This is a genomic window from Evansella halocellulosilytica, from assembly GCF_002335745.1.
Taxonomy (GTDB): domain Bacteria; phylum Bacillota; class Bacilli; order Bacillales; family Salisediminibacteriaceae; genus Bacillus_CA; species Bacillus_CA halocellulosilytica.
In genome coordinates this window covers 4,185,121-4,201,509 of sequence record NZ_NIST01000001.1, presented here as the reverse complement: position 1 = coordinate 4,201,509, position 16,389 = coordinate 4,185,121, and the positions used below count along the sequence as shown (strand labels likewise).

The following is a 16,389-nucleotide window of genomic DNA, read 5'->3' as shown; positions in this document are numbered from 1 at the left end:
GTGAAAATATGCAAAACGATCATACATCCGTTTTAACGTTAGGAACAGTGCAACTTGGAATGGAGTACGGAATTGGGAATACGATAGGGAAACCTAAGCGAAATCAAGCGCTGAATATGTTAAGGTATGCGTTTGCTAAAGGAATTAACTCTTTTGATACAGCTCCCAATTATGGAAGTAGCGAACGCATAATCGGCAAATTTATTTCAGAACTGAAAAAGCAAAAAAGCAAACAACCTCAGATTATGACAAAGGTCCCGAAGGTTTCACTTCCTGAACATAGTAGCGATTCTGAGGTTACTCATTTAGTTAAAGAGAGTCTTTATCAATCAATGAAAAGACTAAATGTATCACAAATAGATGTATGTTTTATGCATGACCCTCATAATATGACCTCTCACTCAAATAAAGTGATGAACAGTTTTATAAAAGTAAAGGAAGAAGGCTTAGTAAAGAGCATTGGTGTATCTGTTTATACACCAGAAGAAGTTAGGAAATTTTTATCTATCGATTGTTTTGATACGATCCAAGTTCCAGTCAATCTCTTTGATCAAAGGCTCATTCAGCTCGGTTTACTTGACCAATTAAAGGAAACTGGAGTAAACATCTACGCAAGAAGTATTTATTTACAAGGGTTGCTGTTATTACATGTTGATCAAGTGCCACAAAACTTGTCATCTGCACAGCCATATTTAAAAAAGCTTCATGAGATGTCAGAAAAATCAGGGTATACAGTTGCTGAGCTGGCATTGTTATTTGTAAGAGATTTAAAACAAATTGATCAAGTCGTTGTTGGGAGTGAAACAATCGAACAATTAAAGAACAATGTGAGAATGATTGAAAAACCGAAGCTACCAGATCATCTTTTACAAGAGTTATCTTTTCAGTTTCAACGTATACCGGAGAATGTTAGGAATCCCGTATTGTGGAATGGGGCGATAGAGTATGAAGGTAAATGAATGGTTTCATTTAAATGGAAAAACGGCGATTGTCACTGGAGGAGCAGGACATATCGGAACCGCACTTTCTGAAGCGTTAGCTGAAGCAGGAGCCAATGTTTACATCGTGAGTAGAAATGAAGAAAAGTGTCAATCACTTGCTAATAAACTAACACGTCACTCTAAGGGGAAAATTATAGGAAAAGGGGTCGATATTTCAGATGAGCAAAGCATACAATCTTGTATAAGAGAGATTATCAGTGACAATCAATCGATCGACATATTAGTAAATAATGCACATTTTGGAAGCGCGGGGGAAGTTACAACATTAACAGATGAGGAATGGAACTATAGTATTGAAGGGACAATTAACAGTGTTTTTAGGTGTACGAAAGCTGTACTGCCGAACATGGTTGAGCAGCAAAACGGAACAGTTATTAATATATCATCGATGTATGGAGTCGTTTCCCCAGATCCTCGTATTTATGGTGATAGTGGTTTGAATAACCCCCCGAATTATGGTGCTGGAAAAGCTGCAATCATTCAATTTACTAAATATATTGCCTGCCATTATGGTAATCAAGGAATTCGAGCGAATTCGATTTCTCCAGGGGCATTTCCAAACCATGAAGTACAAGAGAATCAAGAATTTATTCAGAGGTTGCAAGAAAAAAATCCTCTTGGACGGATTGGAACACCAGAAGATTTAAAAGGAGTGACCGTTTTTTTAGCCTCTCGTGCATCGGATTATGTGACAGGACAGAATGTATGTGTAGATGGAGGTTGGACAGCATGGTAACGCCTTATGTTAAGGAGGAAAACATAAATGACTGGCTCAGGGAAGGTTGCAATTGTCGTATCATGTAGAAGAGGCTCAAGCAGGTTACCAAATAAAGCTTTAAAACAAATACATGGCATATCAAGTATAGAGAGGTGTTTAATTAACTGTAAAGCGGCAACAAAGCCAGATTTCATTGTACTTGCAACGACAAAAAATCAAGAGGACAGGGTTCTGAAAAACATCGCTGATTCAAATCAAGTCAAGTTTTTTCAAGGAGCAGAACAAGATGTTCTCACTAGATATATCGAAGCAGCACATACTTATCAAATTCAAACAATTGCAAGAGTGACCGGCGATTCGCCGGTCGTTAGTTATGAATTAATTGACAATTTAGTTGATGAACACTTATCGAATCAAGCTGAGTATACGTATGTAGAGAATTCAGCGATCGGGATCGCAAGTGAAGTGATGGATGTGGCAGCGATGGAGCGTCTGAAACAGTTAACATCGACTTCAATGTCTGAATATATGACCTATTATTTTAAATGGAACCCGACGTATGTTCGGATTCACCAAGCAAAACTACCAGTTGAGATGAGGCATCCCGATATTAGAATTACTTTAGATGAAGAAGACGACCTTATATTGCTGAATAAAATCTTCCGCTTTTATAACAAGGGCAGAGAAGCAATAAGCTGGGGGGAGATTGAGCAGTATTTTAGACGATTCCCAGAAGATAAAAAACTGAATAACTTTATTAAACTAACATTTTTAGAAAATCAACAATTAATCAATCGAATAAAATCTGCTTGCATCATCAAAAAGAATTCTTCAGGAGAGTAAAGATGAACATTTTGTTTCGAACTGATGCATCGGTTGAAATTGGAACAGGTCATGTGATGCGGTGTTTAACTTTAGCAAAACAATTAAAGATGAAAAAGATCGAGATCGCCTTTATTTGTCGTCCACAACGAGGAGACTTCATAGAAACAATTGAAAAGGAAGGATTTCACGTTTATAAACTACCTGTTGAAAACAATAAACAGGTGAATTTGGATCGATCTGTCGTCCATTCACATTGGCTAAAAACAGATTGGAGAACGGATGTCGAGCAAACAAAGAGAGTGATAGAAGAGAATGATTTATATCCTGAATGGATGATTGTCGATCATTATGCTCTAGATTATAAATGGGAAAAGGCGATTCGTGCACATACGAGAAAAATGTTTATTATAGATGATTTAGCTGATCGATATCATCACTGTGACGTCCTTTTAGACACAAATACTACCGCTGACAAAGAAAAGCGATATCAGAAACTGCTGCCTAATGACTGTGTCCGGTTGTTCGGGCCACAATATGTTTTACTACGTGAAGAATTTATCGGAGCGAGAAAAGATGCTACAGTCAGAAGGAAGGTTCGCCGTATACTCGTGTTTTTTGGTGGAATTGATCCGACAGAGGAAACTGTAAAAACAATAAAAGCTTTACACAATATTAATATCGGTTCTATACGGGTTGACGTTGTAGTCGGTCATTCAAACCCGAAACGAGAAGAAATAAAAAATATTTGCTATGAGTTGCCAAATTTCTTTTACCATTGTCAGGTCGACTATATGGCAAAACTTATGTTACATGCAGATTTAGCCATCGGCTCAGGTGGTGGTGCGACATGGGAAAGGTGTTATTTAGGATTACCAACGTTAACGATACTATCGGCTGAAAATCAAACGGACATCATTTCTTTCGCTGAAAGTAAAGGAGCAATTGTTCATTTAGGTAAGAGTGAAGAGGTGAATGAGGGAGACATTCAAAAAGCATTTGAACATTTGCGGTCTAACCTTCATCAAATCGAAAAGATGTCAAAGTCTGCTCTTTCGTTTATGGAGGATAGAAGAAAGTTTAATAAAATGATAGAGATCATTTTTGGAGGATAAAACCATGCTGAAAATTGATGAGTATCAATTAAGAGATATGACCTACGACGATATAGAATTGGTATTAACGTGGCGAAATTCCGTTCGAGTGATGGCTTATATGTACACGGACCATCATATTACGAAATCTGAGCATGAAGAGTGGTTTACAAAAGTGTCTAACGATGAAAGTACAGTCGTTAAGTTATTTCTATATCGGGAGAAGCCAATAGGTTTGGTTAAATTTTCCCACATAGATAAAAGGCACAATAGGTGCTACTGGGGCTTTTATCTCGGTGAATCAAACCTTCCACGTGGTACGGGGAAAGTTCTCGGGTTATTATCACTACATTTTCTATTTAATTCGTTAAATATCCGTAAGCTGTGTGCTGAAGTCCTTAGCTTTAATCAAAAAAGTATCAACTATCATAAAATGTTAGGGTTTAAAGAAGAAGGGAGGTTTCTTAAGCACGTCAAAAAAAATGGAAAATATGTAGATGTTTTTTCATTCGCTTTGTTTTCACATGAATGGCCAGAAGTGAAGAAACGATTACAAAAGAAGGTGGAAGGGGAAGATGAATAAATTTAAAATAGCTGGACGGAACATCAGTCGAAATCATCGCCCGTTTATTATTGCAGAAATGTCAGGGAATCATAATCAATCTTTAGATCGTGCATTAGAAATCGTAGAAGTAGCAGCAGCAATTGGTGCAGATGCATTGAAACTTCAAACATATACGGCCGATACGATGACATTAAACATAGAGGATGGTGATTTTTTTATTGATGATGCTAAAAGCTTATGGAACAAACAGTCTTTGTACAAACTTTATGAGCAAGCGTATACACCATGGGAATGGCATAAGCCGATCTTTGAACATTGCCAAAAACTTGGGCTTATTTGCTTTAGTACGCCTTTTGATGAAACCGCCGTCGACTTTTTAGAAACGTTAGACGTTCCTTGTTATAAAATTGCTTCATTTGAAAATACTGATTTGCCACTGATTCGAAAAGCAGCGGCAACTGGGAAGCCTCTCATCATATCAACAGGAATGGCAACGGTTGCTGAAATAGCTGAAGCTGTAGATGTAGCTAAGGCAGAGGGGTGTAAAGATCTTGTCTTACTAAAATGCACAAGTACGTATCCAGCATCTCCGGAAAACACAAATATTATGACAATTCCTCATATGAAATCATTGTTTGACTGTCAAGTCGGTTTATCTGATCATACGATCGGTACAGGTACTGCTGTTGCGAGTATCGCACTAGGAGCAACGATAGTTGAAAAGCACTTGACCCTTTCTCGAGCAGAAGGAGGAGTAGATGCTGAATTCTCCATGGAACCTGAGGAAATGAGGATGCTTGTCAATGAGACTGAAAGGGCTTGGTTAGCACTCGGGAAGGTGAGTTATGGTTTGACAAAAAGTGAAGAACCATCAAAAAAATTCAGACGATCTCTTTATGTCGCAGAAGACATGAAACGTGGAGAGCGATTTACGAAGGAAAACTTACGTGCGATTCGTCCCGGTTATGGCTTACCTACAAAATATTATGACGTATTACTCGGCAAAAGGGTAAACAAACATGTGAAAAAAGGGACACCAGTAAGCTGGGATTTAATTTAATACTACTTTCGCTTAATTGGCAGTGACTGTCTTAATAGCGTTTTTTTGAATGGTAAGGCTAATAATTTCCAGACGGCTTTCTCCCATGATTTCGGAGAGTTTATCGAAGGTTTGATCTTGAGCTTTTTTCAATGGTCGGGATTTCCTATAATTCCGAGCATCCTACAGGACGTGGTGTCTCTCCCGGTTGACCATTGTGCAAGAGAGCGTCACAAGTAGAGGAAGAGATGGCACTCTGCTTCTTCCTCTGCAAGTGGATGGAGAAGAGTTACGTCGATGCAGCTTGTAGGATAATTACTTTTTTCTTAAACTAAGGTGGATTCAAAGATTTGAAGAATGTCTGTAACTCTATGTGTAAATAAATGTTCATTTAACGTTCGACGTCTAGCATTGGCTGCTATTTGATGGCGAAGGTTAGGGAAGTGGATATAGTAGTTAATGTTTTCAAAAAAGGACGCTTCATTATTAAAATGAATCATTTCCTCTTTCTCTTTATAGTATAACGATAATTCTGGACGTTGATCGATTAGCTGAAAGGCTTCACAAGCTGCGATATCGAATGTTCGGTTATTGATTGAACGAGGTTTAACCTTCAAGTCATTTTTATTTAGTTTTTCATCAAAGGGTCGGTGAATATTTAACACAACTTTTGCATTATTGTAGTACAAATTTACTTCTGTTGGAGGAATCCAGCTATCAATGATTTGCAAATAATGTTTCGTCTTTATGCTCGCGAGTGCTTGTGTCCATCCCCTCCCGGCAACAGTAATATGATATTGGGTTTTCATTAAAAGTAGCTTAATGAGTTCAACTCTATTTTTGTATGGGTAGCCAATGAGTGTTAAGTCACTTTCATAAGTACTATTTGACTCTATTTTAGGGAAATAATAAGTCTTGTCAGTACCTAGTGATACATGGTAGGTATGTTCATGTCCTGCATCCTCATATTGCTCTTTTGCTGCTGTATCGATAGTAAAAACATAATCAAAAAGATGAATGATTGGTAATGTAACATCCATGTAATATGGGTCTTCCGTCATCCAAATGGCTGTTTTAATATTATTTTTTTTTATCCATTTAAAGAGATCTGGGTCTATTCGTAATCCCGCCATAGTAAAAACAATATCTGGATTAATCTTTAGTATATTGCGTTTGAGTTCTACTACGTTCTTTACGGAAGGACTGGTGTATAGTTGGTGCGGAGATCGATCGAGTTCACGTGTGATAACACGATCAAAAAAGTGATAGATATATTTTTCACCGGAAGGTAAATAAAATATTTTCATTGTATGCTCCTTTCAGATGTCCCTATAAAAACAGAAAAATGTCATATAGTATTTATGTATGTTCAGCACCTAGAAAAAAATGACACTTCTTAGACTAACAATTTATGTTGAGATATAAGGGAATAGCAAAACAAGCTGACAGTTGTCAGCTTGCTCTGCTATCCCTAAGCTAGCATTTTTTATCGTTTTTGTCATCGTCATGAGCAGCTGGGAAGATTGTCGGACACTGAGGTGGAAAGATAATGTCTGGGCAGAAGTCTACCGGTAAAACAATATCTTCACGAGGTCGGCACTCTGCAGCTTCAATCTCTAAAATGACTTCAGTTTCTGATGTAACTGACTGACAGATTAATAGTGACACTGTCACAACAGCTTCCCCATTTACGCAGCATACGGCACCATCGACAACGACGTCAAAGACATCGCATTGTACGTCAATATCATCGGGAGCACATAGTAAGAAGCGTTCAGTAAAGCAGATTGTTTGTGGTTCAGAAAAAAGTGTGACAGGCGCTCCGCCTGTAGCTGGTATTCCTGTTAACGTAATTTGAAAGTTCGCTGTTTTCCTGATTGTCACTTCTTGCAGCTTAACATCTAACTCTTTAATAAATCGATCTGTTCTCGTGCCAACCGCTTCACATGTAACAGGTTCAATAGCAGGCGGAACAGCAAGAATATCTACTTCAACGTTTTCTGGATCCGCAAAGAACGTACATGGATTGACTGGAACAGCCCCTTTGGAGGAACTTGTTCTACAAAGAAGTCATCATCATATGTGATGTCTCTCGTCGTTGGACGGGTTACCCAGTCATACAGCTTTGTTGTTCGAATACATAAAGGGTGGAACTCTTCCATACGTTTATCATCCTTTCATTAGTCGTTTTGTTCGGGACTACTTCATTTTATGTACATTTGTGGAGAGTGTGCAGGTTCACTAAGAGAATTTATTAGGTTGGGCTTTTGAGCAAGTTTTTCACTTCTTAACATAGGATAGTGATAAAGGCTATAAATTGTGAGGGGGAAAAATATGAGTCGAAAAGAAAAGCTGACCAAAGTCCAATTAAAACAAAAGATTATTCACTTACAATCGGAGTCTGCCAAGTATATGAAGAAGCTTAAGGACTATGAAGAGAATTATCACTACAATTTATTAACTGAATTAAAGAGTGATAAGCAGAAATTGGAAGAAATGACTGAATCGTTAACGAACGAATTAAAAAAATCTGCTGAAGAGAAAAGGATTATAGAAAATGAAGTTGAAAATCAGGCGAAAAAAATGAAACGATTAGAAAACGAACTAGATGAACAAAAGAGGAAAAGTAAGGAATTCAGTAATAATGATCATAAAGTGAGAGCATTAGAAAAAGAGGTAATGGAAGTAACTGAAAAGTTGAAAAGTACTGAACAGCAGCTTCATGAAGAGAAAGCTCGAAGGAAACATTTAACGGATGAACAATCAGTAAAAGTACAAAAGCAGCAAGAACTGATGAGTCAGTTAGAAAGCAAAATGAAACAACTAGAGCAGGAAAATGCAGAACTGTTAAACGAACTCAATGATGACAAAAAAGCAAAAAGTAAAAACAATGCTACAAGTTTGCCTAACCAACCAACACCTGTCGAAAAGAAAAAGTTTCCTTTACCTGCAAGCAAGCCTCAAGAAGAAAATATGAAAAATGTTGTACAAAATCCAAATACGTCAGATTGGTTTAGAAATATGCAGGCAAAAAATAAAAATAAAAAATAATCGAAAACGACCTCACATATTTTCTACTTGTTCATAAATTGGTAAGAGAAAAAAATGAGGTGACGATGAATGAGGCCAACATTGCATACTAATCACCCTATGAAGGAAGGAAATCGAAGAAGGGTGAATAGAGCTAAGCTAAAATCGACGAGAACGAGAACGAAAAAAGGCGGATGTAATTGTGGAGGCGGACGAGTAAGGCAAAGCCGCTAATAAATACTGGAGAATTCCAAAAAAACCCAGGTGTCAGGCACCTGGGTTTTTTTGGAATGTGGTAGTGGCTGTGATAGTGTCATTGGTTATTGCATTTGTTTTTTAACTTCTGGGAATGCATTTAGAAATCTTGAAGGATACGCTCTTTTCCCTCGGCGGAAGTCTGTAACAGTCAGAGTAAGTGTCTCAATTGCTCTCGTCATAGCAACGTACAGTAAGCGGCGTTCTTCTTCTATATACTGTTTATCTCCTTCACGTAAGCAATCGAGTGCATACTCATGAGGGAGTGAACCGTCATTACAGCCAATCACATAGACGTGAGCGAATTCAAGCCCTTTTGATTGGTGAATGGACATGAGCTGTATCCCATACCGATCCTTTTCTGAACGTTTTTCTCGATGTGCCTGAGTAATGAATTCAATTCTTTCTAAAAATGAGGTAATGTGATCATGATTTTTAGTTACTGAAAGAAGCTCAGCCCAATCGTCCGATCCTTTATCATAACCATTTCCTTCTTTTCCGTTTTTACGAATATACTCTTTCATTCCCATGTCTTCATAGATCAGTTGCATCGCCGTACTTAATGGTGACCTCCTCAATTTACGAAATAGAGGAATTATTTTTCTCAGCTTATTAAATTGAAAGGAAGGTAAACCTTCTAAATGAGTTACGCATTGCAGCAAACTTTTATCATTTAAAATACTTAACTGCTCTAGTTCTTTTAATGTATTTCTTTTTAAAAACCATACTCTTAGCAGTTTTTCCATCGCATGAACGTCGTTTTCATTATGAAAGATATGAAAAAATGCTAAAGCGTGCTTGACAATAGATCTTTCGTAAAAAACTTCGCCCCCTTTATCGATTGTAAAAGGAAGATCTTCTTCGATCAATTGTTCAAACAAAGCTCGAGATTGTACATGAGTCCGATAAAGGATTGCAAAATCATCATCATTTTCTCCAGTTACATATTTACGTTTAATGTCTTCAATAATATACATTGCTTCTTCTTCTTCGTCATAAGGGAAAAAGAGGAGAGGGGGTTCATCCCCTTTCATTAAAGCATGCATGTCTTTCGCGTGTCTTTCCGTATTTTTCTTAATCACTTGATTGGCAGCGTCAACAATTTCGTAAGTGGATCGGTAATTGTTAGATAGTACAACTTTTTTCGCATCAGGAAACTCTTTTTGAAATTCTAGGATATACTTCGGGTGACTGCCGCGAAAACGATAAATAGATTGGTCATCATCACCGACCACGCAAAGCTGGTTTTGTGGCTTAGCAAGCATTTTCATAATTTCATATTGAACGAGATTAATATCTTGAAATTCATCAATCATGAAATGAGTGAAACGTTTTTGATAAAGCTGTAGTAAAGAATCGTTATTTTTTAACATGTGATAACAGCCAATGAGCATGTCATCGAAGTCGAATACATTTTCTCTTTTCTTATAATCCTCATATGCTCGGTAAAACTGCAGTGATTCTTCCTCTTCAGGATTGGCTGGTTCGATCATTTCTGGGAAAAGCAATTCATTTTTCCAAGCAGAAATACGTAGCATATGGATGTCGATGGGAACATCTTTTTCATCTAAATGTAATTGTAAAAGAATTTGTTGAAAGATTCGTTCTTGCTGCCATTTCTTAGAAAGTAGTCTGCTTTGCTGCCACATTCCTGGCTGATGGTGCATGAGCATTCGGTAAAATAAGGAGTGGAACGTCCCCATAACAAGCGATTGTATGGCAGTGGAAGGAAGTGAAAAATCAGAAGATAACCGCCGTTTCATCTCTTGAACTGCTTTCTGTGTAAACGTAACGAGCATGATCTGGTTGGGTAAAACGAGGTTCTCTGAAATCATGTAAGCGGTTCTTGCCGTTAAAACTCTCGTTTTCCCACTTCCAGCCCCTGCAATAAGGAGGTTCGGTCCGGCAATACTTTTTACAGCCTGTATTTGCTCTCGGCTGAACGCCTTATCTTGAAAGGAAAAGCTTTTATCATACTTTTCCTCCCAGGGTGTTTTCGGGACAATCGCTGCTGGTTTTTTCCAGACAGTATGTACGAACGGTTCTGTCGACTGTTCAGTAATGGCTTTACGTTTTGGCAGTGTAATAACTGCGTTCGTTTCTTTTTTTTCAGTTACTTGCGACTCAGCTTTCTTTTTACTTTTTGTTTGTTCTTCAATACAAGAATCGGATAAGTCTTTATGAATAAATGCTGGTGGGTGATGGATAGATAAATTCAGTTTTACTTGTTTTTCGCAGTGTCCGCACGTTGCACCATATTTATTTATGAGCTTCAGGACTCTACCTAGCTCCCCTCGTTCTAGTGAAGATAGGTTGTATGTATGATTATTTATTTTAGCTATATTCATGATCGTCCTCCGTAAATAAATGCTCATTCCATCTTATCAAAAACGAGCATATACATATATAGAGGATGTTTAAAAAGTCCGGTAAAAATAGCTTTCGTATCTATATGTTGGCTCGTTTCTCCGTTACTCAAGTATTAACATCATACGCTTCACGTCTCAAAACTAAAGTTTGCTGAATATGTCGGTATTTGCGGTAGGAATAATAGAGGGTTTATTACGATACATATGGAAAAGTAAGAAGGAATATTATAATTACAATAAGGGTATATAGTTCTGTAAGAGGAGTGATTTACATGGGGTACATTCCATTAGTAAGAGATGAACAATCGATGCTTTACGGGAATCGTCAATTGTCTGACTCACCTATGATTACTGAAGTTCCTCCAGTCCAACGGGCAGAATTTTTTGAAGCACTGAAGGACCAAGCAAAGCAGAAAATGTATTTAGACCCACATACAAAATATTGTTCTTTAGCTGAAACGGTTAAATTCCATGAAAAAAAGATTACTGGAAAAGGAAAATTTTTTGACGAATCCATTTAATAATACCGGGATGACTTTGCTACAAAGTTCACTTTTTATTGAGAAAAGACCGATGCATGCCAGTAATGGCTGTACATCGGTCTTTTACCGTTTTATAAAACATAACTAGTCTTTATTATATTAATAAAACTTTGTCGACAGATTTAAAACATAGTAGGAAGACTGAGAATCCATGCGAACGACGCCATGAACAAAATCTCCTTCTTGAACAAATGGTTTGCGGTCGTCAAAAAAGTATAGCTTTAGAGGTTTCCTCCCGTCCGTTTGTTCCTGATCTCTCCAATGAAATGCCTCGATTTCTGAATAAGCTGGGCCTAAAAGTAAATAGTCCTCTTCAATGGATAAAACAACCCCACTAACGTTCTCAAAAATTTTTTTCTGCTGTTCTGCACTAGTTGAATCACTGTTAAACGCGTATCCGATGACAGCAAAGAATAGAATTGTTCCTAAAAAGACCCAAGTTCCTTTCACTTTCAAAGACCTCCTTAAATCATTATTGTAAAGAGACATATCATTTAAAATAACTTATATATTGTCATATTTCACGATTAAATGGAATTAAAACGATTTATTTCGATAATAACTTAATATAACTGTAAATATCTCTTTCTAACGGAATTATAAAATATGGAAAACAGAAATGGAAGAGGTTTTTGGAAAAAAAATTATAAATTTTTTTCGGGAGAAAAAACCTAGCCTACGAGACCGTTAGCTAGGTTTTGAACGTATTTTTTAAGATTTGGAAATGAGAAAATTTTTTTGGACATATTTTTATAAGTTTTAATACGTCTAACTATTGCAACAACGATTACATCACGAATATGCTGTATGTTCTTTCGATGAATGGAATTACACTTCACCATTAGGCGCTTTTGTCCTTTTGTTTTTCAACGAGTTCATGGTTTTTATATACGAAGCTGAATAGCCACCTTGCAAATAATGTAATCACTGTTAGACCGATAAATAAATTTGCGTATATCGTATGTTCGCCTTGACTCGTTAAAGGATTTAATGTGAATGAAACTTGTTGTAAATCTAAAAATGCTCCGAATACCGCACTCGCGATTGCACCAGCCAAAAAGTTAAGTAAGTTGAATAAGCCAATTCCAACACCTGTTCGTTCAGCAGGGATAATGTACGTTAATAAATTGGCTGTTGAACTTTGAATAAGCGGGAAGGCAATATATTGGACTAAAATACATAAACCGATAATCCATGCCGGAAAGCCGCTGAACGTCGAGATGAGAAAGGTTCCAATGATAACAAAGATAAAAGCAAGACGTATAACTGCGTAACTGCCTCTTTTCTCAAGGAGTGTCCCGCTATACTGTCCGATCAATCCAGCAGCCATTGCACCTGGGAAAAGTAGTAGACCGATTTGAGTCGTATTTAAATCGTATAGGTCTCTTGCCATAATTGGGATGACAAATATCATACCGAACATCGCCGTTGTACCTAAAAAGCTTGTCGCGATCGTTGTAGCATAATATTTACTTTTTAACATCGCTGGTTGTATAAACGGTTCTTTTACAGTCATCGTACGCCAGACAAATGTACCGAATGATAAAAGACCAAAAATACATGCCCATAAGCTGAATGTTGTAACAAACATTAGTAAACTACTAACAGTGAACGCGATCAGTACAGCTCCTAGTAAGTCAATATTTCCTTCTCGTTTCTTCTCATCAGGGATCCATTTTCGTAATAGTGGAACAGCTAAAACTGCCAACATTGAAAAAATGAATAGAAACCGCCAATTCAGAGCTCCACCAACAAGTCCACCTGCAATTGGCCCTACACCAGAAGCGAAGGCGACAGTTGAGGAGACGATCCCAAAAACTTTGCCTCTTTCGTTAGGCATAAAACGTGCAGGAATGATGAAAGCAAGAGCGGGGATCGTGGCACCGCCCATCGCCTGCAGCACTCTTGCTGCAAGTAATGTTGGATAATTTTGTGATAGGAAGCCTAGAGTTGCTCCTAAAGCAAACAACATCAGTCCAAATGTTAATAATGTTTTTATCGGATAAATATCAGCTAACTTTCCATACATTAAAGAGCCGACAGCAAAGACTAAAATATATCCTGTCATGACCCAGCTTACTTGAGAGGGGAGTAGGTTAAATTCTTCAGCTATGTCAGGAATCGCCACGTTAAACATAGTTCCATTCATTACAGTAAACGTTAATATAATACAAATGAGCAATGTTAAATTCGTTTTTTGTTTCTTTTCAAGTTGAAAAGAAACAGAACTCTTTTCATTTGCCATCATTCCGCCAACTTTCAATTTTATTTTAAAATAATATGTTTAGCATTATGATGATTTTCGCATCATTTATTTAGTCATCATTGTAGACAGAAATATACTCAATAGCTTAAACAATAATCAGTGTTTTCTTCATAAAAATAACGACGGTTAATAGAAGCCATCCGTCGAACGTATAAAAATATTTCGAGTGTGGAAATATCTCTACATCCATCATAAAAACACTAAGCTAGTTTGTCAAAAGAAAAATGTTTCCTTCATGATTGCTTAAATGTATAAAAGGGTATTATTTTATTAATTGGCTAAAATGAAAGTAACATCCTTTGATAAGAATGAATGATTAAATTTGCAGGTGAGAATATGAACGAAGAGAAGCTTAAAAGTGAATTAGAAGAGGCGATTGATAAAAATTTTCATAAAGAAATGGACGAGATTAATGAGATATTAGAGGATGAATGTATTCTTGCCTTTGTCGGTGATGTGAATACTGGAAAGTCTTCTACTTTAAACTTAATTTTTGAAGAACCTGTCACAGGGGTAGGAGCGCTGCCAGGGGAAACGACAACGATCAATATTATTCATTATAAAGAAAATATTGTGTTTGCAGATACTCCTGGACTCTCTGATATTGTCAGTAAACATTCAGAGGAAACGTGGAATTACTTTAAGAAAGCCGATGCTGTTCTATTTTTCTTAAATGCAGCAGGTACGGTTTTGTCCGATCGGGAAAAAGAGTCGTTGGAAAGGATCGAAAAGGAACATAAACGAATCATTATTATTCTCAATAAAATAGATGCAGCTGATGATGTAGAACAGCTTATCGATTACATTCGAATGCAGACGGACGGTCAATATGACGTAATCCCTGTATCTTCAAAAACGAAGGAAGGGGTTAGCAGGCTGGAAGATGCTATTCTTTCACTAATGAAAGAGAAAGATTTTGTGCTGGGGAGGCATTTACGAGCGAAAGGAAAAGCAGCAAAAAAAGTAATTAACAGGATGAGTGTAGCGGCAGCTAGTGTAGGTGCCTCCCCGGTTCCAGGCTCAGACTTCGTACTATTATCAGCTTTACAAATAAGAATGCTAATGAAGCTAGCGAATATATACGGGAAGAAAATGACGAAGTCACGCGCGAAAAATATGATTTTAACGACAATTACCGGAAACATTGGACGAACGGTTGCGAGGCAGTTGACAAAAGTCATTCCAGGTTATGGAATCGTGATTGGGGCAGGTGTGGCAGGATCGATGACTTTAGCGCTTGGCCGGTCTGTGAAATATATGTACGAGCGTAACCTCGACATTGACGACCGAACATTTAAAAATATATACAAAACGTACGTTGAAAAAGAAGAAAATAAAAAACAATAAGTTGCGCTCCTACTACTTTTAGAATAAAAAAAGAGCTGTCTTAAAAGCGATTTAAATAAGTATCCACCTGTTTTACGGGCGGATACTTATTTGTCCTTTTAATCCTCGATATTTTGCAATATCTTTATGTTAAACTTTTCGTAAATGAACTTTTTGTACCTCGTGGTTCGTTCCTTTTTCTAAGATTAAATCAGCACGATGCTTCGTCGGTAAAATATTTTCATACAAATTCTTTTCATTAATTTCTTTCCAAATTCGTGTAGCGATATCAGTAGCTTCCTCATCAGTTAAGGACGCATAACGTTTAAAATACGATTCAGGATTTTGAAACGCTGTGTTTCTTAACGTTTTAAAACGCTCAATATACCATTTATAAATATCACCTTTTTGTGCATCAACATAAATTGAGAAATCAAAGAAATCAGAGACGAACACGTCAGGTATTTCTTTTGTTACTCTGTCTTTTGAAACTTGAAGCACATTAATTCCTTCGACAATGACAATGTCTGCTTGTTCAATCGTTTGCTCTTTATCTGGTATGATATCGTAAACGAGGTGTGAATAAACAGGGGCAGAGACTGTTGAAACACCAGATTTTAGATCGGCTAAAAAGCGAACTAATTTCCCTGTATCATAGCTTTCTGGAAATCCTTTTCGGTTCATAATCCCTTTTTCTTCAAGTACGTGATTCGGATAAAGAAAACCATCAGTCGTAATGAGTTCAACTTTAGGGTGATTAGGCCATCGTGAAAGTAACGCTTGGATCACACGTGCCGTCGTACTCTTTCCAACAGCTACACTTCCAGCCATTCCAATAATATAAGGAACTTTCTTTGTTTTTTTATGAAGAAAGATGTTCGTAACAGAATGTAAGTCTTGAGATGCAGTTGTATATAAATTTAATAATCTAGATAAAGGTAGGTATACGTTCGATACTTCATCCATTGATAACGATTCATTAATTCCTTGAAGCTGCATAACTTCTTCACTTGTTAATGGCTGATTCTCACCAGGACTTAATTGTGCCCACTCTTCTCTAGGCAGCGTAATGTATGGCGAATACTGACCATGTTTGGTTTCTGTCATAATCATGTCTAGTCTCCTTGTACGCCGTAATAAACTTATTTCAAAAGTATAAACGGTTTCGTCAAAAATTACTATCCTTGCAACTTATACGTGACGTGTTCCATTTTAATAAATGTTATCGGAAATTTAAAGCGTTTTCAAAAAATAACACAATTTGCAAGACGATGATTTAGTTACACATACATATTGTAAAGTAAAAAAAAGATAAAGCATTACAGCGTTTATCAGTTAATTGACGTGCTTGTAAGCGATTTC

At 37.1% G+C, this 16,389-nt stretch carries 16 protein-coding genes; 9 read left to right on the top strand and 7 right to left on the bottom strand.

The annotated features are described in order from the left end of the window. Nucleotides 1-8: 8 nt before the first annotated feature. From CD001_RS19980 to pseI, 6 genes are read left to right on the top strand one after another with little or no spacing between them, the layout of a single operon-like run. Nucleotides 9-959 carry an aldo/keto reductase gene (locus CD001_RS19980; protein WP_179298829.1) on the top strand — a complete coding sequence of 317 codons (951 nt, stop codon included), beginning with the start codon at nucleotides 9-11 and terminating at the stop codon, nucleotides 957-959. Beyond that, nucleotides 946-1,737 carry an SDR family NAD(P)-dependent oxidoreductase gene (locus tag CD001_RS19975; RefSeq protein WP_096189352.1) on the top strand — a complete coding sequence of 264 codons (792 nt, stop codon included), beginning with the start codon at nucleotides 946-948 and terminating at the stop codon, nucleotides 1,735-1,737. The genes CD001_RS19980 and CD001_RS19975 overlap by 14 nt, the downstream gene beginning before the upstream one ends. Nucleotides 1,738-1,764: 27 nt before the next feature. Further along, nucleotides 1,765-2,562 (top strand): cytidylyltransferase domain-containing protein, encoded by a 798-nt coding sequence (locus CD001_RS19970; RefSeq protein WP_096189351.1) that lies wholly within the window; start codon nucleotides 1,765-1,767, stop codon nucleotides 2,560-2,562. A gap of 2 nt (nucleotides 2,563-2,564) precedes the next feature. Continuing rightward, on the top strand, nucleotides 2,565-3,656 hold the full coding sequence (pseG, locus tag CD001_RS19965; RefSeq protein WP_096189350.1) for a UDP-2,4-diacetamido-2,4,6-trideoxy-beta-L-altropyranose hydrolase: 1,092 nt from the start codon (nucleotides 2,565-2,567) through the stop codon (nucleotides 3,654-3,656). A gap of 4 nt (nucleotides 3,657-3,660) precedes the next feature. After that, the gene (gene pseH / locus CD001_RS19960; RefSeq protein WP_096189349.1) at nucleotides 3,661-4,218 is read left to right on the top strand and encodes a UDP-4-amino-4,6-dideoxy-N-acetyl-beta-L-altrosamine N-acetyltransferase; all 558 of its coding nucleotides are present in this window, start codon (nucleotides 3,661-3,663) and stop codon (nucleotides 4,216-4,218) included. After that, complete coding sequence (gene pseI, locus CD001_RS19955) at nucleotides 4,211-5,260, top strand: pseudaminic acid synthase (RefSeq protein ID WP_096189348.1); 1,050 nt, start codon at nucleotides 4,211-4,213, stop codon at nucleotides 5,258-5,260. Before pseH ends, pseI begins: the two co-directional genes overlap by 8 nt. 305 nt (nucleotides 5,261-5,565) lie before the next feature. Here the strand turns inward: pseI and CD001_RS19950 are convergent, their stop codons facing one another. The 3 genes from CD001_RS19950 to CD001_RS26555 all read right to left on the bottom strand — a co-directional run bounded on the left by CD001_RS19950 (nucleotide 5,566) and on the right by CD001_RS26555 (nucleotide 7,401). Continuing rightward, nucleotides 5,566-6,546, bottom strand: coding sequence for a CgeB family protein (locus CD001_RS19950; protein WP_096189347.1), 981 nt, complete (start codon nucleotides 6,544-6,546; stop codon nucleotides 5,566-5,568). 169 nt (nucleotides 6,547-6,715) lie between these two features. Further along, entirely contained in the window at nucleotides 6,716-7,222 is a 507-nt protein-coding gene (locus CD001_RS19945; protein WP_455423365.1) for a BMQ_0737 family morphogenetic spore coat protein, read from the bottom strand. Between the two features lie 2 nt (nucleotides 7,223-7,224). Beyond that, nucleotides 7,225-7,401 carry a hypothetical protein gene (locus tag CD001_RS26555; protein ID WP_179298828.1) on the bottom strand — a complete coding sequence of 59 codons (177 nt, stop codon included), beginning with the start codon at nucleotides 7,399-7,401 and terminating at the stop codon, nucleotides 7,225-7,227. A 172-nt stretch (nucleotides 7,402-7,573) separates the two neighbouring features. On the opposite strand from CD001_RS26555, the gene CD001_RS19940 reads away from it, so the two are divergent. Next, the gene (locus CD001_RS19940) at nucleotides 7,574-8,290 is read left to right on the top strand and encodes a hypothetical protein (protein WP_096189345.1); all 717 of its coding nucleotides are present in this window, start codon (nucleotides 7,574-7,576) and stop codon (nucleotides 8,288-8,290) included. 299 nt (nucleotides 8,291-8,589) lie between these two features. On the opposite strand, the gene CD001_RS19935 is transcribed toward CD001_RS19940, so the two are convergent. Continuing rightward, complete coding sequence (locus CD001_RS19935; protein ID WP_179298827.1) at nucleotides 8,590-10,872, bottom strand: ATP-dependent helicase; 2,283 nt, start codon at nucleotides 10,870-10,872, stop codon at nucleotides 8,590-8,592. Between the two features lie 293 nt (nucleotides 10,873-11,165). Here CD001_RS19935 and CD001_RS19930 point away from each other — a divergent pair, with 293 nt between their 5' ends. After that, entirely contained in the window at nucleotides 11,166-11,414 is a 249-nt protein-coding gene (locus CD001_RS19930; RefSeq protein ID WP_096189343.1) for a hypothetical protein, read from the top strand. Between the two features lie 120 nt (nucleotides 11,415-11,534). On the opposite strand, the gene CD001_RS19925 is transcribed toward CD001_RS19930, so the two are convergent. Together CD001_RS19925 and CD001_RS19920 are read right to left on the bottom strand one after the other, a co-directional pair. Continuing rightward, nucleotides 11,535-11,885, bottom strand: a complete 351-nt coding sequence (locus tag CD001_RS19925; protein WP_096189342.1) for a hypothetical protein — start codon at nucleotides 11,883-11,885, stop codon at nucleotides 11,535-11,537. A gap of 391 nt (nucleotides 11,886-12,276) precedes the next feature. Continuing rightward, nucleotides 12,277-13,680: an MFS transporter gene (locus CD001_RS19920; RefSeq protein ID WP_257009872.1), complete on the bottom strand. Its 1,404-nt coding sequence runs from the start codon at nucleotides 13,678-13,680 to the stop codon at nucleotides 12,277-12,279. Nucleotides 13,681-14,037: 357 nt separating this feature from the next. Between CD001_RS19920 and CD001_RS19915 the strand changes: the two genes are divergently transcribed. Beyond that, on the top strand, nucleotides 14,038-15,048 hold the full coding sequence (locus CD001_RS19915; RefSeq protein ID WP_096189340.1) for a YcjF family protein: 1,011 nt from the start codon (nucleotides 14,038-14,040) through the stop codon (nucleotides 15,046-15,048). A gap of 129 nt (nucleotides 15,049-15,177) precedes the next feature. Here CD001_RS19915 and coaA read toward each other — a convergent pair whose 3' ends face one another. Beyond that, nucleotides 15,178-16,140 carry a type I pantothenate kinase gene (coaA, locus tag CD001_RS19910; RefSeq protein WP_257009871.1) on the bottom strand — a complete coding sequence of 321 codons (963 nt, stop codon included), beginning with the start codon at nucleotides 16,138-16,140 and terminating at the stop codon, nucleotides 15,178-15,180. Between the last annotated feature and the right edge of the window lie 249 nt (nucleotides 16,141-16,389).

Bases quoted from the DNA above. Each gene is read 5' to 3' on its own strand.
- CD001_RS19940 (WP_096189345.1), top strand. From the start codon at position 7,574: ATGAGTCGAAAAGAAAAGCTGACCAAAGTCCAATTAAAACAAAAGATT.
- pseG (WP_096189350.1), top strand. From the start codon at position 2,565: ATGAACATTTTGTTTCGAACTGATGCATCGGTTGAAATTGGAACAGGT.
- CD001_RS19970 (WP_096189351.1), top strand. From the start codon at position 1,765: ATGACTGGCTCAGGGAAGGTTGCAATTGTCGTATCATGTAGAAGAGGC.
- pseH (WP_096189349.1), top strand. From the start codon at position 3,661: ATGCTGAAAATTGATGAGTATCAATTAAGAGATATGACCTACGACGAT.
- CD001_RS26555 (WP_179298828.1), bottom strand. From the start codon at position 7,401: ATGGAAGAGTTCCACCCTTTATGTATTCGAACAACAAAGCTGTATGAC.
- CD001_RS19930 (WP_096189343.1), top strand. From the start codon at position 11,166: ATGGGGTACATTCCATTAGTAAGAGATGAACAATCGATGCTTTACGGG.
- CD001_RS19935 (WP_179298827.1), bottom strand. From the start codon at position 10,872: ATGAATATAGCTAAAATAAATAATCATACATACAACCTATCTTCACTA.
- pseI (WP_096189348.1), top strand. From the start codon at position 4,211: ATGAATAAATTTAAAATAGCTGGACGGAACATCAGTCGAAATCATCGC.
- CD001_RS19975 (WP_096189352.1), top strand. From the start codon at position 946: ATGAAGGTAAATGAATGGTTTCATTTAAATGGAAAAACGGCGATTGTC.
- CD001_RS19980 (WP_179298829.1), top strand. From the start codon at position 9: ATGCAAAACGATCATACATCCGTTTTAACGTTAGGAACAGTGCAACTT.
- CD001_RS19920 (WP_257009872.1), bottom strand. From the start codon at position 13,680: ATGGCAAATGAAAAGAGTTCTGTTTCTTTTCAACTTGAAAAGAAACAA.
- CD001_RS19915 (WP_096189340.1), top strand. From the start codon at position 14,038: ATGAACGAAGAGAAGCTTAAAAGTGAATTAGAAGAGGCGATTGATAAA.
- CD001_RS19950 (WP_096189347.1), bottom strand. From the start codon at position 6,546: ATGAAAATATTTTATTTACCTTCCGGTGAAAAATATATCTATCACTTT.
- coaA (WP_257009871.1), bottom strand. From the start codon at position 16,140: ATGATTATGACAGAAACCAAACATGGTCAGTATTCGCCATACATTACG.